The organism is Streptomyces sp. NPDC025806 (genome assembly GCF_055558275.1).
The window spans coordinates 34,339-53,761 of sequence record NZ_JBVHMU010000019.1 but is presented as its reverse complement, the minus strand read 5'-3'; the positions used below and the strand labels follow the sequence as shown (position 1 = coordinate 53,761).

Genomic DNA, 19,423 nt, shown 5'->3' with positions numbered 1-19,423 from the left:
GCGCGTTTTCGTGTGCCGGGTGCCCTTGCCGGGCGGGTGCGGGTGGGTGGGGGCTGGTCGCGCAGTTCCCCGCGCCCCTGAAATGCAGACCCTTCGGGTCGCATTTCCCCGATCAAGGTGCGGGGTGCCTTTCATCTGGGGAAGGCGCGGCGAAGCCGCGTGCCTTCCAGGGGCGCGGGGAACTGCGCGAGAAGCCCCACCGGGCCGCACCCGCCGACGCGACCTCAGCTCGGCAGACGCGACGGCTCCAGGAACTCCAGCCGGTTCCCGACAGGGTCAAGGGCATAGAACCGCCGGTGCCCAGGAAGCCCCGCGTCCCACGTGACGTCGACCCCGGCCCCGGCCAGCCGCTCCCCGAACTCCTCGATCCCCCGCACCAGAATCCCCGGATGCGCCTTCCGCGCGGGCCGGAAATCCTCCTCGATCCCGAGATGCAGCTGCACGGCCCCGGCCGAGAACCAGCACCCGCCCCGCGCGGCGAGCGCCCGCGGCTTGGGAATCTCGGTCATCCCGAGGACCTCCCCGTAGAAGCCCCGCAACAACTCCTCGCTCCCCGCGGGCGCGGCGAGCTGTACATGGTCCAGCCCCGCGATCACGCCTTCACCGCCACGACGAAGACCCGCCGGAACGGGAAGACCGTGCCGTGCTCCGACCCCGGGTAGGCCGAACGGAGCAGCCCCGCGTACTCCTCCACGAAGGCGTCCCGCGCCGCGGGATCGTCGGCGAGAGCGGTGAGCACGGGCCGCAGCCCGGTGCCCTTGACCCAGTCGAGCACCGGGTCGCCCCCCTCCAGCAGGTGCAGATACGTGGTCTCCCAGGCGTCGACCGCGCAGCCGAGCCCGGTGAGCCGCTCCAGGTACGCGGCCGGCGTGTGCACCGCGTCCGCGTGCCGCAGGACGTCGCCGAGCCGGTCCTTCCAGCGGGCGGCCCCGGCGAGCTCGCGCATGAGGGCGTGGCTGGGCGCGTCGAAGTTGCCCGGCACCTGGAAGGCGAACGTGCCGCCCGGCGCCAGCGCGTCCACCCAGCGCGGGAAGGACTCGACGTGCCCGGGGACCCATTGCAGGGTCGCGTTCGACAGGATCAGGTCGTACGTCTCCGAGGGCGCCCAGCGTGCGGCGTCCGCGTGGGCGAAGTCGAGCCGGCCGGTCGCACGGTCGCGGGCCTGCTCCAGCATCTCGGGCGAGTTGTCGTAGCCGGTGATGTGCGCGGTGGGCCAGCGCTCGGCGAGCAGCGCCGTCATGTTGCCGGGGCCGCAGCCCAGGTCGGCGACGCGGGCGGGGTCGCGCGGCGGCTCGGGGACGCGGGCGAGCAGGTCCATGAAGGGGCGACCGCGGTGGTCGGCGTGCCGGAGGTACTGCTGAGGGTCCCAGGTGGGTGTCTGCGGCGTCGTCATACGTCCAGAGTGACCCCAAAGTATCTCGACGTCAAGATAATTGATATCAAGAGACTTCATGTCGACACACCCTCTACACTGATCGTCATGGAGGACGAGGTCGACCGTCTGGTCGCAGCGTGGCGCCGGGAGCGCCCTGACCTCGACGTGGAGCCCCTGGAGGTGCTCAGTCGGGTCAGCAGACTGGCGCGCCATCTCGACCGCGCCCGTCGCATCGCGTTCTCCGAGCATCAGCTGGAGCCCTGGGAGTTCGACGTCCTGACGTCGCTGCGCCGCGCGGGCTCCCCGTACCAGCTCTCTCCGGGCCAGTTGCTGACCCAGACCCTGGTCACCTCCGGCACGATGACGAACCGCATCGACCGCCTCGCCAAGAAGGGCCTCGTCGAGCGCCTGCCCGATCCGAGCGACCGGCGCGGGGTCCTCGTCCGGCTCACGGAAGAGGGCCGCGACCGGGCGGACCAGGCCCTCGCGGGCCTGCTGGAGCAGGAGCGGGCGATCCTGGTCCAGCTCTCCGGCCGGGAGCGGGGCGAACTGGCGTCCCTGCTCCGCCAGCTGACCGCCCCCTTCGACAACATCCCGGGCTGACGGCGCGCGTCCGCGGTCAGGCGGGCACGGTGGCCGTGCGGGACTCCCCCACGGCCCTGCGCTTGTCCGCGCGCAGCGCGACCGCGGTCGCCAGCGCGCCCGCGCCCTCCCACAGGCCCACCCCGACGAATCCCGTGGGCGCCCGGTCGCCGAGGACCGCGAGCGTGAAGACGGTGCAGGTCAGCAGCCTGAACGGGACCGTCCAGCGAAAGAAGGCCGTCCAGTCGCTCGCCGCCGCGAGAACGTAGTAGACGCCCATGTTGAGCGCCGCCATCGAGGAGGCGGTCAGAAAGGTCAGGGTGTGATCACCCTCGGGCCGCCCTCCGTCGGGCGCCGGCGCGAATCCCATGACCTCGATCAGCGCGTCCGGCGCCGCGAGCCCCACGATGCCCAGGGCGCCGGCCAGCGCCCCGAACACGGACATGGTCCACCCGGCGCGCGACCTGGGCCGGATCCTGAACTCCACGCGTGTTCCTCTCATCCCGTTCGTCCGCGGCTCCGGTGGGGGCTGGTCGCGCAGTTCCCCGCGCCCCTGGAAGGCATGCGGCTTCGCCGCGCCTTCCCCCGATGAAAGGCGCCCCGCACCTTGATCGGGGAAATGCGACCCGAAGGGTCTGCATTTCAGGGGCGCGGGGAACTGCGCGACCAGCCCCCACCGGGCCCACACCCGCCCGACAAGCACCCCACACCTCAGCTGGCCGCCTCCAGATCGGCCGGCCCGACCCCCGCCCGCCGCGCCAGCGCGACCGCTGCCAGCGTCGAGTGCACCCCGAGCTTCCCCAGCACGTTCTGCATATGGGTCCGCACGGTGTGCGGCGAGAGGAACAGCCGCTCGGCGACGGCCTTGCGACCGAGGCCCGCGACCATGCACCGCAGAACCTCCCGCTCCCGCGGCGTCAGCGACTCCACCAACTGCTCCGACTCCGTACGGTGCTTGCGCGCCGCGGTCAGCTCGCGCAGCACCCCCGTGAGCAGGGCCGGCGGCAGATGCGTCTCGTCCCGCAGCACGCCCCGGATGACGGTGAGCAGCCGCGACAGGGAGCAGTCCTTGGCGACCCAGCCGGACGCCCCGGCCTGGAGCGCGAGCGCGGCCCGCCGCGGATCGTCCCGCTCGGCGAGCACCACCGTACGGACGGCCGGCTGGCCCGAACGGACCCCGGCCACCAGCGAGATGCCGTCGACGAGCCCGTCCTGCGCGGCCCCGTCCGGCACGGCGGCGGGCGGGCGCAGCCCCTCGGCGGCTGCCGCGCCCAGGTCCGCGTCGACGAGCATCACGTCGAATCTGCGCCCTTCACCGGCCGCCCGCTCCAGGCAGCGCAGCGCGGCGGGCCCGCTGCCCGCGGCCGCGACCTCGACGTCGGGCTCGGCGGCGAGGGCCGCGGCGAGCGACTCGGCGAAGATGCGGTGGTCGTCGACGACCAGAACCCGTATGCGAACCACTGAATTACCCCCACTGGTCGGGGGACGGACCAACGCAGGTACGGCGCCCGGAGTACGGGTCACCGCAGCCGCACGGCCGCCGCCGTGCCGAACTGCCACCCCCACTCCAGGCGTCGTACCTGGCTGTCTCGCCCCCTGATCAGCACCGGCCCCCACCGGTACTGCCCTTCAGAGTAGGGCCGACGGCCCACAGGGGAAGGCGATTCACAGAACTGAGGCGGCTCGACCGGCGGGCGACCGTCTCGCGCGTTTATGGTGAGACGCATGTTTCGCTTTGAGACAGAAGTCGACAAAGAGCGCCGCCTTCTGCTCCACGCGGCGCTCCGTGACACCAACACGGCGTCGTCCCCTGCGCTGCGCGACCTGCGCGGCACCCCGGCCGAGCGCGAGACCCCGTTGCAGGTCTGGGCGTTCGACGCGGCGGGCGAGCTGGCGGGCGGCCTGGACGCCCACACCTGGGCGACCTGGCTCCACGTGAACCTGCTCTGGGTCGCCGACCACCACCGCGGCGCGGGCCTCGGCTCCCGCCTCCTGGCCCGGGCCGAACAGATCGCCCGCGACCAGCACGCCTGCGCCAACTCCCGCGTGGAGACGTGGGACTTCCAGGCACCGGGGTTCTACCGTCAGCACGGGTACGAGGTCGTCGCGGTCGTCCCCGACTATCCGCCCGGCGTCAAGGAATTCACCCTCACCAAGCGGCTCACCTGACGGACAGTCGGCGGGCTCCCGCCGAGGGGACCGCCGGGAAGACGCGGGGCGGGGTGAAGGCCGCGGTCTCGAAGGCCGTGAGGATCGACTTCGTGACCGCGTCCGCGTCCGCCGCCTCGACGAGCACGAGCGCCGAGCCGCCGAAGCCGCCGCCCGTCATCCGCGCCCCGACCGCCCCGGCGGAGCGGGCCGTGTCGACGACGAGGTCCAGTTCGGGGCAGGAGATGCGCAGGTCGTCGCGGAGCGAGCGGTGGCCGTCGTAGAGGACGGGGCCGATCGCGCGGGGGTCGCCCGCGTCGAGGAGGCCGATGACCCGTTCGACGCGGTGGTCGTCGGAGACGATGTGGCGGACGTAGCGGACGACCTTCTCGTCCGCACCGGAGCGTTCGATGCGGGCCAGCGCGTCGTCGAGGTCCGCGTACGGCACGTCGCGCAGGTGGGTGACGCCGAGGAGGCGGGCGCCCTCCTCGCAGTCGGCCCGCCGCTCCGCGTACGCCCCGTCGCCCAGTTCGTGCTGGACGCGGGTGTCGACGACGAGGAGCTGGAGGCCCTGCGCGGCCAGGTCGAAGGGGACCTGACGGACGGACAGGTCGCGGCAGTCGAGGTGCAGGGCGTGGCCCTCGACGGCGCAGGCCGAGGCCATCTGGTCCATGACGCCGCACGGGACGCCCACGAACACGTTCTCGGCGCGCTGGGCGAGCACGGCCAGCTCGGGTCCGGTCAGTCCGAGTCCGAAGAGGTCGTTCAGCGCGTACGCGGTGACGACCTCCAGGGCCGCCGAGGAGGAAAGGCCCGCGCCGGTGGGGACCGTGGACGCCAGATGGACGTCCGCGCCGGTGATGGCGTGGCCGGCGTCGCGCAGCGCCCAGACGACGCCCGCCGGGTACGCGGCCCAGCCGCCCTGCCCGTATTTGGACAGGGGTTCCAGTGCGTCGACGCGCAGTTCGGCGACCGGGGCGTCGAGGTCGGCGGAGTGCAGGCGCAGCACGCCGTCCTCGCGCCGGGCCACCGCGGCGACCGCGGTGTGCGGCAGCGCGAGCGGCATGACGAAGCCCTCGTTGAAGTCGGTGTACTCGCCGATGAGGTTGACGCGGCCGGGCGCCGCCCACACCCCGTCCGGCGCGTACCCGTACAGATCGCTGAACTGCGCGGCGACGGTCATGCTGCCTAGCCTTCCTGGCGGGCCTGGGCGAACTTCCAGGCGTCGGCGACGATTCCCGCGAGGTCCGCGCGGGTCGGGTTCCAGCCGAGGCGTTCGCGCGCGGTGCGCGCGGAGGCGACGAGGACGGCGGGGTCGCCGCCGCGGCGCGGGGCGACGACCTCGGGGATCGGGTGCCCGGTGACCTGGCGGACGGTCTCGACGACCTCGCGGACGGAGAAGCCGTTGCCGTTGCCGAGGTTGCAGATGAGGTGTTCGCCGGGGCGGGCGGCGCCGACGGCGAGGAGGTGGGCCTCGGCGAGGTCGGCGACGTGGATGTAGTCGCGGACGCAGGTGCCGTCGGGGGTCGGGTAGTCGTCGCCGTAGATCGAGATGGCCTCGCGGCGGCCCTGGGCGACCTGGAGGACGAGCGGGATGAGGTGCGACTCGGGGTCGTGCCGCTCTCCGCAGTCGCCGTAGGCGCCCGCGACGTTGAAGTAGCGCAGCGAGACGGCGGCGAGCCCGTGGGCGTGCGCCTCGCCGCTGATCATGTGGTCGACGGCGAGCTTGGAGGCGCCGTAGGGGGAGGTCGGGGCGGTGGGGTCGGTCTCGGTGATGGGGGTGTTCACCGGTTCGCCGTAGGTCGCGGCGGTGGAGGAGAAGACGAGGGTGCGCACGCCGGCGCCGCGCATCGCGGCGAGCAGCTCCATGGTGCCGCCGACGTTGTTCGCCCAGTACTTCTCGGGCTTCGCGACGGACTCGCCGACCTGGGAGAACGCGGCGAAGTGCAGGACCGCGTCGTAGGAGGCGTCCAGCCACTTGGCGGCGTCGCGGATGTCACCCTCGACGAACGTGGCTCCGGCGGGGACGCCCTCGCGGAAGCCGGTGGAGAGGTTGTCGAGGACGGTGACCTCGTGGCCGGCTTCCAGCAGGTGCTGGGCGACGACGCTGCCGACGTAGCCGGCTCCGCCGGTGACCAGGTACTTCTTGGGAGCGGACTTCTGGGGTTCGGTCTTGCCCATCACTTGCTCGCTACCTCTCGCAGTCGCTCTGCCGCGGCCTCCGGCGGCACGTCGTTGATGAACACACTCATGCCGGATTCGGAACCCGCGAGGAATTTCAGCTTGCCGGAAGTGCGGCGGACGGTGAAAAGCTCGAGGTGCAGCGCGAAGTCGTCGCGCGTGACGCCGTCGAACTCCGCCAGCGTGCCGAACGGGGCCTGGTGCCAGGCCGCGATGTACGGCGTCGGCGGTTCACCCTCACCGAAGATCCGGTCGAAGCGCTTCAACAGTTCCAGATAGACCTGGGGGAACTCTGTGCGCGCCGCGTCGTCGAGTGCGAGCAGGTCGGGGACCCGGCGCTTGGGGTAGAGGTGCACCTCGTAGGGCCAGTGCGCGGCGTAGGGCACGAAGGCCACCCAGTGCGCGCCCTCCAGGACGACGCGGGTGCCCTCGGCGAGATCCTGGTCGACGACGTCGGCGAAGAGGTTGCGGCCGCCGGTCTGCTCCTTGTGCTCGGCGAGCGAGCGGAGCATGAGCGCGGTGCGCGGGGTGGTGAAGGGGTAGGCGTAGATCTGGCCGTGGGGGTGGCCGAGGGTGACGCCGATCTCGGCGCCGCGGTTCTCGAAGCAGAAGACCTGTTCGACGGAGTCGAGGTGGGAGAGCTCGGCGGTGCGGTCGGTCCAGGCGTCGAGGACGAGCCCGGCCTGTTCCTCGGTGAGGTCGGCGAAGGACGTGTCGTGGTCCGAGGTGAAGCAGACGACCTCGCAGCGGCCGGAGTCGCCGGCGAGGGAGGGGAAGCGGTTCTCGAAGACGACGACGTCGTAGGCGGAGTCGGGGATCTCGGAGAGCCGCTCGCCCTCGGAGGGGCACAGGGGGCATTCGTCGGCCGGCGGGTGGTAGGTGCGGCCCTGGCGGTGCGAGGCGATGGCGACGCGGTCGCCGAGCAGCGGGTCGCGGCGGATCTCGGAGGTCGTGACGGTGCGCTCCAGGGGGCGCCGGTCGACCGCGTCCCGTACGGCGTCGTCGCGGACGTCGTAGTAGATGAGCTCGCGCCCGTCGGCGAGCCGGGTCGACGTCTTCTTCACGGCCGATACTCCTCACCAGACCAACCCAACAGAATCCAACATAACAAACCATGAGCCGGAGAGTGCGTCAAGAGTGACCGTTGGTAGCGACTGGTCACGGGCCAGCCGGGGCCAGCGAAGCGCGCACAGTAAGCGCTATCAATCACAATCCAACAAAGAACATCACCAGAACTGTTCACTTCTTCAAAGTGGGGACGTACGTTCCGCTCATGCATGCCCCCACACCAACAGCCACCACGACCCTGGCCGCAGGGCTCCGGCTGCCCACCAACGGCCTCGACTACGCGATCCTCGCGATCTACTTCGTCGTCGTCCTGGGCATCGGCTTCGCCGCCCGCCGCTCCGTGAAGACGAGCCTCGACTTCTTCCTCTCGGGGCGCTCCCTGCCCGCCTGGGTCACCGGCCTCGCCTTCGTCGCCGCCAACCTGGGCGCGACCGAGATCCTCGGCATGGCCGCGACCGGCGCGCAGTACGGCGTCGCCGTCGTCCACTGGTACTGGATCGGCGCGATCCCGGCCATGGTCTTCCTGGGCCTCGTGATGATGCCCTTCTACTACCGCTCGAAGGTCCGCTCGGTCCCGGAGTTCCTCCTCCAGCGCTTCGACAAGTCGGCCCACCTGCTCAGCTCGGTCCTGTTCGCCTTCGCGGCGATACTCATCGCGGGCGTGAACCTCTACGCCCTGTCGATCGTCGTCGAGGCGCTCCTCGGCTGGCCGCAGTGGGTGGCCATCGTCGTCGCGGGCCTGTTCGTGCTCGCGTACATCACGATCGGCGGCCTCTCCTCGGCCATCTACAACGAGGTCCTCCAGTTCTTCGTGATCCTGGCGGCGCTCATCCCGATCTGCGTCATCGGCCTCAAGCGCGTCGGCGGCTGGGGCGGCATGACGGACTCGCTGAAGGCTCAGCACGGCGACAACTTCCTGTCCGCCTGGGGCGGCACCGGCATCGGCGACCCGAACCCGCTCGGCGCGAACTGGCTGACGATCATCCTCGGCCTCGGCTTCGTCCTCTCCTTCGGCTACTGGACGACGAACTTCGCCGAGGTGCAGCGCGCCCTGTCCGCGAAGAACCTCTCCGCCGCCCAGCGCACCCCGCTGATCGCCGCGTTCCCGAAGATGTTCATCGTCTTCCTCGTGATGATCCCCGGCCTGATCGCCGCGGTCCTGGTCCCGAAGATCGGCGCGGCCGGCTCGGACCTCACGTACAACGACGCGATCCCGTACCTGATGCAGGAGCTGCTGCCCAACGGCGTCCTCGGCATCGCGGTGACCGGTCTGCTCGCCGCGTTCATGGCCGGCATGGCGGCCAACGTGTCGTCCTTCAACACCGTGTTCACCTACGACATCTGGGCCAAGTACGTGAAGCCCGGCAAGCCCGACGCCCACTACCTGAAGTTCGGCCGGCTCATCACCGCGATCGGTGTCGTCGCCTCGATCGGCACCGCGTTCATCGCCTCGTCGTTCTCGAACATCATGGGCTACCTCCAGACGCTCTTCTCCTTCTTCAACGTGCCGATGTTCGTCGTCTTCATCATCGGCATGTTCTGGAAGCGCGCCTCCATGAAGTCCGGTGTCTGGGGCCTGCTCGCGGGCACCACGGCCGCGATGGTCAACTACTTCTGGATCTACAAGCAGGGCGTCGTCGACATCCCCACCGACCAGGGCGCCAACTTCGTGTCCGCGATCGTCGGCTTCGTCGCCGGCGCGGTCGTCATGGTCCTGGTCACGCTCTTCACCGCGCCCAAGCCCGAGGCGGAGCTCGCGGGTCTCGTCTACGGGACGACCGCGCCCGGCCTAGAGGAGCCGCCCGCCGAGGGCGACGACGCCTGGTACCGCAGGCCGGCCCTGCTCGGCTGGGGCGCCATCGTCCTCGCCGCGCTCTGCTACCTCCCCTACTCCCTCTGATCGGAGGCCCGACCCTCATGTCCGAACTCCAGAACGAAGTCTCCGAGTTGGAGCGCAAGTCGGCGACCGCGGCCCGGCTCTTCGACATCCGCCGCATCATCGGCGGCCTGTTCGCCCTCTACGGCGTGATCGTCACCGTCGCCGGAATCACCGCGTCCGACGCCGACCTCAAGAAGGCCGAGGGCATCAACATCAACCTGTGGACCGGCCTCGGCATGCTCGCGCTCGGCCTGTTCTTCCTGGTCTGGCTGAAGCTGCGCCCGACGGCGCCGCCCACCCCGGACGAGAGCGCCTAGCCGTACGACGAAGCCCCGCCCCGCGTGAGCGGGACGGGGCTTCGTGAAGTGGAGCGCCGGGCAGGCCTTGCACCTGCATTTCCCCACAGGAAGTGGGGCGTCTTTCCTTGGACCACCAACGCACTGCCGGGCTTCGCTAGTTGCGGCGACCGGCGCAAGATCGACTATAGCCCAGGAGCGGGGTCGGAGGGAAGTTCTCCCACCGCCGCACGCGGCGCGGGCACCGGCCCCGCCCGGTCGAGCAGCCCCGTGCGGGCCGCGAGCGCCGCCGCCTCCAGACGCGAGCCGACACCCAGCTTCATCAGCACCCGCTGCACATGGGTGCGCGCGGTGCTCGGCGCGATGCCCATCCCGGCCGCGATCAGCCGCGTGTCCTCACCCTCGGCGACCCGCACCAGGACCTCCACCTCGCGCGGCGTGAGGAGTTGGAGCAGCCGCTGCCCCTCGTCGTCGGGCTGCGCCGCCGGGTTGAGCAGCTCCCCGAACGCGCCCTGCAACAGCGCCGGAGCCACCGCCGCCTCCCCCGACCGCGCCTTCATCAGCGCCCGCTCGACCCCTTCGATCCGCTCGTCGTGGCGTACGTAGCCGGAGGCGCCGGCCGCGAACGCCGCGGCGATGCCGCGCGGCGAGGGCACCGGGCCGAGGACCACCATGGCGACCTGCGGGCGCTCCCGCTTGATCCGCACGATCGGGTCGAAGATGCCGGGCTCGGCCGGGGTCGCGGTGCCGAACAGACAGACCTCGGGCGCGCGGGAGATGACCAGGTCGGCGGCGCCCGCCGCGGGCGCCGCCGCGGCCAGGACCCGGTGCCCCCGCAGCTTCAGGGCCGAGGCCAGCGCCTCGGCGAGCAGACGGTGGTCGTCGACCACCATGAGCCGCACACCCATCGAGCCAACTCCCCAGTTCGCCCCGCGCTCCGCGTCGGTCGCACGGGCCCCCCACGAACGGTCGAGCCCCCCGACTCCCCGCCCGTCTTCATCTCCCGGAAGCTACACGCTTGTTCGACGTCGCGCGCCCCCTACCGGCGAGAAGCGGCCCGGAATGCTGAAATCCCGTTCTTTCAGGGACGATGCGCGCACTCGGGCGGACTCGGGCGCACACGACGGCGGCCCCGCCCCCCGGTGGGGAGCGGGGCCGCCGGCCCTGGAGCGGGATCAGCCGTTGGCGACGAAGCCGATGGCCGTGTACTGCTTCTCGTCCGCGGAGTAGGGCTTGCTGATCAGGCCCTTGCCGAAGTACAGCCGGCCGTTGGAGTAGAGCAGCTCGCTGCTGGTGCTGCCCGGGACCATGGCGCTGATCGCGTTCTTGACCGGCTCCGTGTTCGGGGCGACCAGGAGCGTCGTCTGCTTCATGGCCTTGGGCTCGATCGTGACGACCTCGCTGCCCTTGTCGTACGGGCCGCGCTTGAACGCCAGGATGTTGCCGCCGTCCATGCGCATCGGGAAGATCTCGTACTCGCCGCCGTCGGCCCGGTCGGCGGTCGTCTGGCCGGTCTTCAGGTCGTACGACACGATCTCGTTGGTCTGGCCGATGTCGCCGCCCGCGTCGTGCTGCCGGGTGGAGAGGTAGACGCGGCCGTTGCCGACGACGATCTTCTTGCAGCCGTCGATCTTGCCGACCTCGCAGTCGAAGTCGTACTTCTCGTCGTCGATGGCGATCTTCGTGATGAGCTTGCCGCTCGCGTCCATCGAGAAGATGTCGGAGACGGTGCCCGCTGAGTTGTCACCCGCGCCGACGCCGATGACGACCGGGTCGGTGGAGAGGATCTTGGCGTTGTCGACGCCGGAAGCGAGCTTGTACGACCACTTGGGCTGGCCGGACTTCGGGTCCAGGAGCTGGACCTCGTACTTCTCGTTGTCGAAGTCGCCGCACTTGCGGACCGCGACGAGCTGGGCGCCGCCCGCGTAGCCGACGTCCTCGCAGCTGCCCTGCTGCGGCTTCCACAGCGGCTTGCCGGTCTTGACGTCGAACGCGGCGCCGCCGCGCAGGCCGCCGCCGGCCGCCAGGGTGTCGCCGACGAAGGAGAGCTCCTCGAACGGGACGGCCTGCTCGCCCGAGCCGATGCTCGTCGTCCAGACCTTCTCGCCGGTGTTGACGTTGAACAGCGTCACCTGGGAGCAGGTCTTGTGCATGCCGTCCTTGGGACGCTTGGCGTCCTCGGCGACGACCGCGGCGAGCGCGTCCTTGGTGACGGTCGGGGTGAACCCGCAGGTCTGGCCGGACAGCGGCAGCGTCCACTGCTCCTTGCCGTTCGCCGGGTCGTAGCCGACGATCTCGTTCACGCCCGCCTTGGCGTACGTCTTGTCGGTGAGCCAGGAGCCCATGACGCTGTCGACGTTGTCCTTGGCGACCTTCGGCGCGGGCAGCTGGAAGGCGATCTGGGCCGAGGTGTTGCCCGGGACCTTCTCCTCGCCGGCGCCGCCGAAGCCGCCGCCGCCACCACCCTTGCCGGTCGTACCCTCGCCGCCCTTCTCACCGCCGGCGGTCGTGTCCTTCTTGCCGTCGTCGGACGAACCGGCGTAGATGATGCCGCCGCCGACGATCAGGGCGATGACCACGACGGCCGCCGTGACGATCCACACGACCGGCGAGACGGACTTGCCGCCGCCACCGTTGCCGCCGCCGTTGACGGGCGCCATCGGCGCGGTGGCCGGCTGCGGGTAGCCGTACTGCTGCTGGCCCGGCTGGGGCTGGCCGTACGGCTGCTGCCCGTACTGCTGCTGGCCGTACTGCTCCTGGCCGTACGCCGGGGTCGGCGGCTGCGGCTGCTGCGGCTGAGCCGGGTAGCCGTAGCCCGGGGCACCCTGCGGCGGGGCGGCCGGCGGGGGCGGGGTCTGCGGGGCGCCCTGCGGCGCCTGCGGGTAGCCGTAGCCGGGACCGCCCTGCGGCGGAGGCGGCGTCGGGGCGCCGAAACCGCCGGCCGGGGGCGGCGTGGGCGCGCCGAACCCGCCCGCGGGCGGGTTGGGGGGCGCGGCCGGCGCGTCCTGGGGCTCGGGGTTCTTGCCGAGCGGGACCTGGGGCGGCTGCTGAGGATCGTTCGGAGGCTGGGGCGGCGGCTGCGTCATGGCGTGGGTACCTCGGGATGCCTTACGTGAGGGGACGGTTCAGGAGGGCGCGACGTCAGTCGCCGTAGGCCAGCATGAGCTTCTGCTGGCCCTTGGCGCTGCCGGACAGGTTGGTGGCGGAGAGGAAGAAGCGGCCGTCGGCGTACGCGACGTCCTTCGAGTAGAAGCCGCTCTCGATCGCGGCCGTGCCCGCCGGGTTCTGCAGCAGCGTCTTCGGCGTGTGCGATCCGTTGACCGGGATCGACAGGACGCGGCCCGCGTCACCGCCGTAGGACGCCTCCATGTACGTGACCACGGCGCCGTTCTCCACGGTGACGGGCAGCAGCGACTGGTCCTCGGGGGACTTCACGCGCCAGCGTTCCTTGCCGCTGGTCAGGCTGATCGCCACGACCTCGTTGGCCCCGCCCGCCTTGCCCTGCGTGGGCATGTAGAGGGTGCTCGCGTCGGTGACGGCGCCGGCGCAGCCGTTCAGGTCGCGGTTGAGGAAGGAGAACGAGTTGCCGCACTTGGTGTCGAGGCCGTCGACGCCGACCTCGGCCTGCACGCTCGCGCTGTTCTCCTTGAAGGACGCGATGTTGTACTTCTTGTCGTCGTCATTGGTGCTGTAGACGACGAGCGGGCTGACCGAGTAGACGTTCGCGATCTGCCAGTCCTTGGGGAACTTCTTCGTCCACAGGGCCTTGCCGGTCTGCGGGTTCAGCTGGCGCAGCTCCTCGTGGGCCTTGTCGCCGCCCGCGCCGCAGGAGGCCACCGTGAGCAGCTTCTTGCTGTTGCCGGTGTAGGCCTTGGGGAAGCAGTCGTCGCCGTACTGCTCGACGGCGAACTTCCGCTTGCCGTCCTTGGCGTTCAGGGCGAGGCCGGACATCTGGCGACCGACCATGAGGGTGTCGCCCGCGTAGTTCAGGCCGATCTCGGAGCCGGTGCCGTCGAAGAAGTCGTCGTCGTTCTCCCGCTCGGGGATCTTCGCCGCCCAGCCCTTCGCGCCGGTGGCCAGGTCGATCTCCTGCACCTGGTTGCACTTCGCGCGCGAGGACGTGCCGCTCTTGTACGCGACGACGATCTTGCCCGCGTCGGAGGGCGTCTTGGTGACCGCGCAGATCTTCTGCGGGAACGAGACGGCGGGCCAGCTGATCTTGCCGTCGTCGACGTTGTAGGCCAGGACCTCCTTGTACGCGGCCTTGACCGCGACCTTGTCGGTGATCCACATGCCGGGGGCGTCGGCGCCGTCGCCGGGCACCTTCGGGGCCGTCTTGTACCAGAGGACCTTGGCCTCGCCGTCCTGGCGGCCCTCGTTGAGGTCCTCGTCGCCGGCGTGCCCGTCGCCCTGGCCGTCGCCCGGGTTGACCGGCGCGGAGGCGGAGGCCTTGGGGTCCTTGCCCTTGGCCGAGGGCTCCTTCTTGTTGTCCGTGGTGTCGTCGTCACCGCCGACGACGGCGAACACGACGCCGCCCGCGACGACCACGAGAGCCAGCGCCGCCGCGGCGATCACCCAGGTCTTGCCCTTGATGCCGTTGCCGCCGCCGTTCGGCGGGACCGGGGCGCCGGGCTGCTGCTGGGGCGGGTAGCCGTACTGGGGCTGCTGGCCGTAGGGGCCCGGCTGCTGCGCGTACGGGCCGGGCTGCTGCGGCTGACCGTAGGGGCCGGGCTGCTGCGGCGGCTGACCGTACGGACCCGGCTGCTGCTGCGGCTGGCCGTACGGGCCGGGCTGCTGCTGGGGGTAGCCGTAACCGGGCTGCGCCGGCGGGGGCGTCTGCGGCGGACCCGTGGGCAGGGGCGGTGTCTGCCCCTGCGGATCCTGCGGTGCTCCGAAGCCGCCGGCGGGCGGCTGGTTGGGCGGCTGAGTCATCAGCGCTCCCCCCGTTTCTGCTGATGTACTGGCACGCCTGGCTGGTTTTCCCGGACGTTCTCAGGTCGGTCGCGGGGCGCCCACGGGCCCCCCTCAGCCGCCCTTTCTATCACTCGGGGCGCCCCGCACAGGGGCCGGTCGCTCGCCTGTTCCCAAGGGAGCACCGGCCCGTGATGTGTCCGTTACGAGGCTTCGCCCGTTCTTCCCGGACCTTCAGAGAATCTGCCGATCGTCTTCACGCGTCCTCGGCGAGTTCCAGCCAGCGCATCTCCAACTCGTCCCGCTCGCCGGACAGGGAACGCAGCTCCGCGTCGAGCTCGGCGACCTTCGCGAAGTCCGTCGCGTTCTCGGCGATCTTCGCGTGCAGCTTGGTCTCCTTCTCGGAGATCTTGTCCAGCTGCCGTTCGATCTTCTGGAGCTCCTTCTTCGCGGCGCGAGCGTCGGCCGCGGAGGGGGCCGCCTTGCCGGCCGCCTCCTGCGCCGGGGCGGGCGCGGGCGTCGGGACGGCGGCCTCGATCATCCGCCGGCGGCGCTCCAGGTACTCGTCGATGCCGCGCGGCAGCATCCGCAGGGCGCCGTCGCCGAGCAGCGCGAACGTGTTGTCCGTCGTGCGCTCGATGAAGAACCGGTCGTGGGAGATCACGATCATCGAGCCGGGCCAGCCGTCGAGGAGGTCCTCCAGCTGCGTCAGGGTCTCGATGTCCAGGTCGTTCGTCGGCTCGTCGAGGAACAGGACGTTCGGCTCGTCCATCAGCAGGCGCAGCAGCTGGAGGCGGCGGCGCTCACCACCGGACAGGTCGCCGACGGGCGTCCACTGCTTCTCCTTGCCGAAGCCGAACTGCTCGCACAGCTGGCCGGCCGTCATCTCGCGGCCCTTGCCCAGGTCCACACGGTCGCGGATCTGCTGCACGGCCTCCAGGACGCGGAGCGAGGCGGGCAGCTCCGTCACGTCCTGGGACAGGTAGGCGAGCCGCACGGTCTTGCCGACGACGACCTTTCCGGCGGCCGGCTGGGTCTCGCCGTCCGTCGTGGCGGCGTCCGCGAGGGCGCGCAGCAGGGAGGTCTTGCCCGCGCCGTTCACCCCGACCAGGCCGATGCGGTCGCCGGGGCCCAGCTGCCAGGTCAGGTGCTTGAGCAGGGTCTTCGGGCCGGCCTGCACGGTGACGTCTTCCAGGTCGAAGACGGTCTTGCCGAGCCGGGCGTTCGCGAACTTCATCAGCTCGCTCTTGTCGCGGGGCTCCGGCACGTCGGCGATCAGCTCGTTGGCCGCCTCGACGCGGAAGCGGGGCTTGGACGTGCGGGCGGGGGCGCCGCGGCGCAGCCAGGCCAGCTCCTTGCGGACCAGGTTCTGCCGCTTGGCCTCCTCGGTCGCCGCGATCCGCTCGCGCTCGGCGCGGGCGAACACGTAGTCCGAGTAGCCGCCCTCGTACTCGTAGACGTCGCCGCGCTGCACGTCCCACATGCGGGTGCAGACCTGGTCCAGGAACCAGCGGTCGTGGGTGACGCAGACGAGGGCGGAGCGGCGGGCCCGCAGATGCTCGGCCAGCCAGGAGATGCCCTCGACGTCGAGGTGGTTGGTCGGCTCGTCGAGCACGATCAGGTCCTGCTCGGCGATGAGGAGCTTGGCGAGCGCGATGCGGCGGCGCTCACCACCGGAGAGCGGGCCGATGACCGTGTCCAGGCCCTGCGGGAAGCCGGGCAGGTCCAGGCCGCCGAACAGGCCGGTCAGCACGTCGCGGATCTTGGCGCTGCCCGCCCACTCGTGGTCGGCGAGGTCGCCGATCACCTCGTGGCGGACGGTCGCCTCCGGGTCGAGGGAGTCGTGCTGGGTGAGCACGCCGAGGTGGAGGCCGCCGCTGTGCGTGACGCGGCCGGTGTCGGCCTCCTCCAGCTTGGCGAGCATCCGGATCAGGGTGGTCTTGCCGTCCCCGTTCCGCCCCACGACGCCGATCCGGTCGCCTTCCTGCACGCCGAGGGAGACGCCGTCGAGGAGGGCACGGGTGCCGTAGACCTTCGTGACGTTCTCGACGTTGACCAGATTGACTGCCATTGCGCTCCGCTCCTTGGGCCGACCATCCAGCGTAGTCGGGGTCGGGGGGTGCGGTTCGCCGCGGGCGGGGCGGTCGCATCGCGGCTGCGGGCCGGTGGGGCTTCTCGCGCAGTTCCCCGCGCCCCTGAAATGCAGCCCCTTCGGGTCGCATTTCCCCGATGAGGCGCAGCCTCATCAGGGGCGCGGGGAACTGCGCGACCAGCCACGACGGACCCGCACCCGGCGACGTACCAACGGAGTGACCTCGCGAGGGCGGACCAGGCGGCCCGGGCCGCCGAGGTTCGGCGGCGGGAGCGGGTGGCCGCGCAGGACCATGGCCGTGTGCAGGCCCACCAGGGCCGCCGCTCCCAGAGGGACGGCGGCCCGGCGCAGGCGGCGACGGCTACGGCGGGGACGGGTTCGCGTCATGCCGGTAGCGTCCCGCGCCGGCGATCACCCCGGCAGGGGTGACGTACTCAACTGGAGATGAGTACGGCGCCCTGTGCCGGGGAGCAGGCCGGCCGGGCCGCACGACACGTGCCCGAGGCCATGAGCGCCGCGGCGATCTCCGAAGCCGCCGCCTCGTCGCCCGCGAGGAACGCCGTGGTCGGCCCCGACCCGGACACCAGCGCGGCCAGCGCTCCCGCCCCGCGCCCCGCGTCGAGCGTGGACTTCAGGCTCGGGAAGAGGGACAGCGCGGCGGGCTGGAGGTCGTTGGTGACGGAGGCGGCGAGGGCCGCGACGTCACCGGTGCGCAGCGCGTCGAGCAGCGCGGGCGACGCGACGGGTGCGGGCGCGTCCGGGCTGAGCCGGTCGAACTCCCGGTACACGGCCGGCGTCGACAGCCCGCCGTCCGCGACGGCGAACACCCACCAGAACTCCCCGCCCACGTCGAGCGGTTCGAGGCGCTCACCGCGCCCGGTGCCGAGCGCCGCCCCGCCCACGAGGCTGAACGGCACGTCGCTGCCCAGCTCGGCGCAGAGGTCGAGGAGTTCGGCGCGGGAGGCGTGGGTGCCCCAGAGGGCGTCGCAGGCGAGGAGCGCGCCCGCAGCGTCGGCGGAGCCGCCCGCCATGCCGCCCGCGACGGGGATGTCCTTGGCGATGTGGATGTGGACCGCGGGGTCGGGCAGACCGTGCCGCTCGGCGAGGGCGAACGCGGCGCGGCCGGCGAGGTTCGTATGGTCGAGCGGGACCTGGTCGGAGCCCGGGCCCGTGCAGGTCAGGGAGAAGGCGTCCGCCTCGGTGACCGTGACCTCGTCGTAGAGGCCGACGGCCAGGAACACGTTGGCGAGGTCGTGGAAGCCGTCGGGGCGGGCGGGGCCCACCGCGAGCTGGACATTGACCTTGGCGGGAACCCGGACGGTCACCGAAGAGGTCACTGCTGGGCCCCCTTGGCCTCCGCGATCCGGGCGAACTCCTCCACGGTGAGCGCCTCGCCCCGGGCCTGCGGCGAGACCCCGGCCGCGACGAGCGCGGCCTCGGCGGCGGCCGCGGAACCGGCCCAGCCGGAGAGCGCGGCGCGCAGCGTCTTGCGGCGCTGGGCGAACGCGGCGTCGACGACCGCGAAGACCTCTTCCTTCGTCGCCGTGGTCGCGATCGGCTCGGTACGCCGGACCAGGGAGACGAGGCCGCTGTCCACGTTGGGCGCGGGCCAGAACACGTTGCGGCCGATGGAGCCGGCGCGCTTGACCTCCGCGTACCAGTTGGCCTTCACGGAGGGGACGCCGTAGACGCGGTTGCCGGGCTTGGCAGCGAGGCGGTCGGCGACCTCGGCCTGGACCATGACGAGGGTGCGCTCGATGCTCGGGAACGTGGCGAGCATGTGCAGCAGGACCGGCACCGCGACGTTGTACGGCAGGTTCGCGACCAGCGCGGTCGGGGGCGGGCCGGGGAGCGCGGTGACCTGCATCGCGTCCATGTTGACCAGGTCGAAGACGTCCTTCTTGGCCGGGATGCGGGCCGCGACCGTCGCGGGCAGCGCGGCGGCGAGGACGTCGTCGATCTCGACGGCCGTGACGTGGCGGGCGGTCTCCAGGAGCGCGAGAGTGAGCGAGCCCAGGCCGGGGCCCACCTCGACCACGACGTCGTCCTCGGTGACCTCCGCGGTGCGGACGATGCGGCGGACCGTGTTGGCGTCGATCACGAAGTTCTGACCGCGCTGCTTGGTGGGCCGGACGCCGAGGACCGCCGCCAGCTCGCGGATGTCTGCGGCGCCGAAAAGGGGGCCTTGAGGCTCAGTGCTGCTCACCGTTCAAGGGTAGCCGCGCCCGACCTCCACCCCACCCGCCCTCACCTCCGGCGCCACCCGGCCCCTCCCGGGCCCCCGCCCGCCCGACCCGCCCCGGGGCCACGCCCGGCCCGTCGCGGGATCACGCCTGACCGTGTCCGCGCCCGCACTTCGGCCCTTGGCCCGCCCCCTGCTCCCATCCACCCGCCCCCTCCAGGGGCGTCGGCCCGGCGCCGAGCAGGCTGTCCCTGGGGCGCACGAAGTGTGCCCTTCAGGGGCGCGGGGCTGTACCCCATCAGCGACTCCGTCGCGGGGCGCGAGCAACCACGACGGCGCAGCAGTCGGCGACAAGCGTCAGCCCCTACGGCGGCGCCGCCGCAGCCGAGGCCAACCCGATCACGCACCCCGGCGCCAGGGTGCCGCCCCAGACGGCAGACTGCCCGACCCCAGACGACGTGCCCAAGTCCGGGCGCCGGGCCGACCGCCCCCGGAGGGGGCGGGTGGGTGGAAGCGGGGCCGGGGCCTGGCGGCGGACTGCCCAAGGTCAGGGCGACCGAACGCGCACCCAGCAATGGAGCGCCGGCCCAAGGCGGGGCCGACCGGAACGCACCCCAAAGCTGGGCGTCTGCCGGAGGCGGGGCGACTGGATGCGCATCCAGGGTTGAAGTGCTGCCGAAGGCCGGGCGCCGGGCCGACGCCCCCGGAG

General features: G+C 71.8%; 18 protein-coding genes. 4 read left to right on the top strand and 14 right to left on the bottom strand.

What is annotated here, in order from left to right; all coding sequences use genetic code 11:
• Positions 1-224 precede the first annotated feature (224 nt).
• Complete coding sequence (locus tag ACZ4E1_RS32960) at positions 225-596, bottom strand: VOC family protein (RefSeq protein WP_467546436.1); 372 nt, start codon at positions 594-596, stop codon at positions 225-227.
• Entirely contained in the window at positions 593-1,393 is an 801-nt protein-coding gene (locus ACZ4E1_RS32955; protein ID WP_467546434.1) for a trans-aconitate 2-methyltransferase, read from the bottom strand. Before ACZ4E1_RS32955 ends, ACZ4E1_RS32960 begins: the two co-directional genes overlap by 4 nt.
• 87 nt (positions 1,394-1,480) lie before the next feature.
• Between ACZ4E1_RS32955 and ACZ4E1_RS32950 the strand changes: the two genes are divergently transcribed.
• Positions 1,481-1,978, top strand: coding sequence for a MarR family winged helix-turn-helix transcriptional regulator (locus tag ACZ4E1_RS32950; protein ID WP_188338445.1), 498 nt, complete (start codon positions 1,481-1,483; stop codon positions 1,976-1,978).
• Positions 1,979-1,994: 16 nt separating this feature from the next.
• Here ACZ4E1_RS32950 and ACZ4E1_RS32945 read toward each other — a convergent pair whose 3' ends face one another.
• Entirely contained in the window at positions 1,995-2,459 is a 465-nt protein-coding gene (locus ACZ4E1_RS32945) for a hypothetical protein (RefSeq protein ID WP_467546432.1), read from the bottom strand.
• A gap of 209 nt (positions 2,460-2,668) precedes the next feature.
• The gene (locus ACZ4E1_RS32940; RefSeq protein WP_384618773.1) at positions 2,669-3,418 is read right to left on the bottom strand and encodes a LuxR C-terminal-related transcriptional regulator; all 750 of its coding nucleotides are present in this window, start codon (positions 3,416-3,418) and stop codon (positions 2,669-2,671) included.
• A 252-nt stretch (positions 3,419-3,670) separates the two neighbouring features.
• On the opposite strand from ACZ4E1_RS32940, the gene ACZ4E1_RS32935 reads away from it, so the two are divergent.
• Entirely contained in the window at positions 3,671-4,126 is a 456-nt protein-coding gene (locus tag ACZ4E1_RS32935) for a GNAT family N-acetyltransferase (protein ID WP_467546430.1), read from the top strand.
• Here ACZ4E1_RS32935 and galK read toward each other — a convergent pair.
• Genes galK through galT form a run of 3 tightly spaced genes read right to left on the bottom strand, consistent with a single transcriptional unit; the run spans position 4,119 to position 7,350 of the window.
• Positions 4,119-5,288 (bottom strand): galactokinase, encoded by a 1,170-nt coding sequence (gene galK, locus ACZ4E1_RS32930; protein ID WP_467546428.1) that lies wholly within the window; start codon positions 5,286-5,288, stop codon positions 4,119-4,121. The genes ACZ4E1_RS32935 and galK overlap by 8 nt on opposite strands.
• Before the next feature lie 5 nt (positions 5,289-5,293).
• Positions 5,294-6,286 carry a UDP-glucose 4-epimerase GalE gene (gene galE / locus ACZ4E1_RS32925; protein WP_467546426.1) on the bottom strand — a complete coding sequence of 331 codons (993 nt, stop codon included), beginning with the start codon at positions 6,284-6,286 and terminating at the stop codon, positions 5,294-5,296.
• Positions 6,286-7,350, bottom strand: a complete 1,065-nt coding sequence (gene galT / locus ACZ4E1_RS32920; RefSeq protein WP_467546424.1) for a galactose-1-phosphate uridylyltransferase — start codon at positions 7,348-7,350, stop codon at positions 6,286-6,288. The genes galE and galT overlap by 1 nt, the downstream gene beginning before the upstream one ends.
• A 209-nt stretch (positions 7,351-7,559) precedes the next feature.
• On the opposite strand from galT, the gene ACZ4E1_RS32915 reads away from it, so the two are divergent.
• Together ACZ4E1_RS32915 and ACZ4E1_RS32910 are read left to right on the top strand one after the other, a co-directional pair.
• Complete coding sequence (locus ACZ4E1_RS32915; RefSeq protein ID WP_467546422.1) at positions 7,560-9,254, top strand: sodium:solute symporter family protein; 1,695 nt, start codon at positions 7,560-7,562, stop codon at positions 9,252-9,254.
• Positions 9,255-9,271: 17 nt separating this feature from the next.
• On the top strand, positions 9,272-9,550 hold the full coding sequence (locus ACZ4E1_RS32910; protein ID WP_188338438.1) for a hypothetical protein: 279 nt from the start codon (positions 9,272-9,274) through the stop codon (positions 9,548-9,550).
• Between the two features lie 164 nt (positions 9,551-9,714).
• Here the strand turns inward: ACZ4E1_RS32910 and ACZ4E1_RS32905 are convergent, their stop codons facing one another.
• From ACZ4E1_RS32905 to rsmA, 7 genes are all read right to left on the bottom strand, one after another.
• A complete protein-coding gene (locus tag ACZ4E1_RS32905) occupies positions 9,715-10,437 on the bottom strand; it encodes a helix-turn-helix transcriptional regulator (protein WP_467546420.1) in 723 nt (240 codons plus the stop codon).
• A 267-nt stretch (positions 10,438-10,704) separates the two neighbouring features.
• On the bottom strand, positions 10,705-12,615 hold the full coding sequence (locus ACZ4E1_RS32900) for an outer membrane protein assembly factor BamB family protein (RefSeq protein ID WP_467546418.1): 1,911 nt from the start codon (positions 12,613-12,615) through the stop codon (positions 10,705-10,707).
• A gap of 55 nt (positions 12,616-12,670) precedes the next feature.
• Positions 12,671-14,461, bottom strand: a complete 1,791-nt coding sequence (locus ACZ4E1_RS32895; protein WP_467546416.1) for a PQQ-binding-like beta-propeller repeat protein — start codon at positions 14,459-14,461, stop codon at positions 12,671-12,673.
• 235 nt (positions 14,462-14,696) lie between these two features.
• Complete coding sequence (locus tag ACZ4E1_RS32890) at positions 14,697-16,511, bottom strand: ABC-F family ATP-binding cassette domain-containing protein (protein ID WP_467546414.1); 1,815 nt, start codon at positions 16,509-16,511, stop codon at positions 14,697-14,699.
• Between the two features lie 174 nt (positions 16,512-16,685).
• Positions 16,686-16,919: a hypothetical protein gene (locus ACZ4E1_RS32885; protein ID WP_467546412.1), complete on the bottom strand. Its 234-nt coding sequence runs from the start codon at positions 16,917-16,919 to the stop codon at positions 16,686-16,688.
• Between the two features lie 47 nt (positions 16,920-16,966).
• The gene (locus tag ACZ4E1_RS32880) at positions 16,967-17,869 is read right to left on the bottom strand and encodes a 4-(cytidine 5'-diphospho)-2-C-methyl-D-erythritol kinase (RefSeq protein WP_467546410.1); all 903 of its coding nucleotides are present in this window, start codon (positions 17,867-17,869) and stop codon (positions 16,967-16,969) included.
• Positions 17,866-18,738, bottom strand: coding sequence for a 16S rRNA (adenine(1518)-N(6)/adenine(1519)-N(6))-dimethyltransferase RsmA (gene rsmA, locus ACZ4E1_RS32875; RefSeq protein WP_467546408.1), 873 nt, complete (start codon positions 18,736-18,738; stop codon positions 17,866-17,868). Before rsmA ends, ACZ4E1_RS32880 begins: the two co-directional genes overlap by 4 nt.
• Between the last annotated feature and the right edge of the window lie 685 nt (positions 18,739-19,423).

Excerpts from the sequence above, each read along its gene's own strand:
- ACZ4E1_RS32955 (WP_467546434.1), bottom strand. The coding sequence starts at position 1,393 with ATGACGACGCCGCAGACACCCACCTGGGACCCTCAGCAGTACCTCCGG.
- ACZ4E1_RS32950 (WP_188338445.1), top strand. The coding sequence starts at position 1,481 with ATGGAGGACGAGGTCGACCGTCTGGTCGCAGCGTGGCGCCGGGAGCGC.
- ACZ4E1_RS32945 (WP_467546432.1), bottom strand. The coding sequence starts at position 2,459 with ATGAGAGGAACACGCGTGGAGTTCAGGATCCGGCCCAGGTCGCGCGCC.
- ACZ4E1_RS32935 (WP_467546430.1), top strand. The coding sequence starts at position 3,671 with ATGGTGAGACGCATGTTTCGCTTTGAGACAGAAGTCGACAAAGAGCGC.
- galK (WP_467546428.1), bottom strand. The coding sequence starts at position 5,288 with ATGACCGTCGCCGCGCAGTTCAGCGATCTGTACGGGTACGCGCCGGAC.
- galE (WP_467546426.1), bottom strand. The coding sequence starts at position 6,286 with ATGGGCAAGACCGAACCCCAGAAGTCCGCTCCCAAGAAGTACCTGGTC.
- ACZ4E1_RS32915 (WP_467546422.1), top strand. The coding sequence starts at position 7,560 with ATGCATGCCCCCACACCAACAGCCACCACGACCCTGGCCGCAGGGCTC.
- ACZ4E1_RS32910 (WP_188338438.1), top strand. The coding sequence starts at position 9,272 with ATGTCCGAACTCCAGAACGAAGTCTCCGAGTTGGAGCGCAAGTCGGCG.
- ACZ4E1_RS32905 (WP_467546420.1), bottom strand. The coding sequence starts at position 10,437 with ATGGGTGTGCGGCTCATGGTGGTCGACGACCACCGTCTGCTCGCCGAG.
- ACZ4E1_RS32900 (WP_467546418.1), bottom strand. The coding sequence starts at position 12,615 with ATGACGCAGCCGCCGCCCCAGCCTCCGAACGATCCTCAGCAGCCGCCC.
- ACZ4E1_RS32895 (WP_467546416.1), bottom strand. The coding sequence starts at position 14,461 with ATGACTCAGCCGCCCAACCAGCCGCCCGCCGGCGGCTTCGGAGCACCG.
- ACZ4E1_RS32890 (WP_467546414.1), bottom strand. The coding sequence starts at position 16,511 with ATGGCAGTCAATCTGGTCAACGTCGAGAACGTCACGAAGGTCTACGGC.
- ACZ4E1_RS32885 (WP_467546412.1), bottom strand. The coding sequence starts at position 16,919 with ATGACGCGAACCCGTCCCCGCCGTAGCCGTCGCCGCCTGCGCCGGGCC.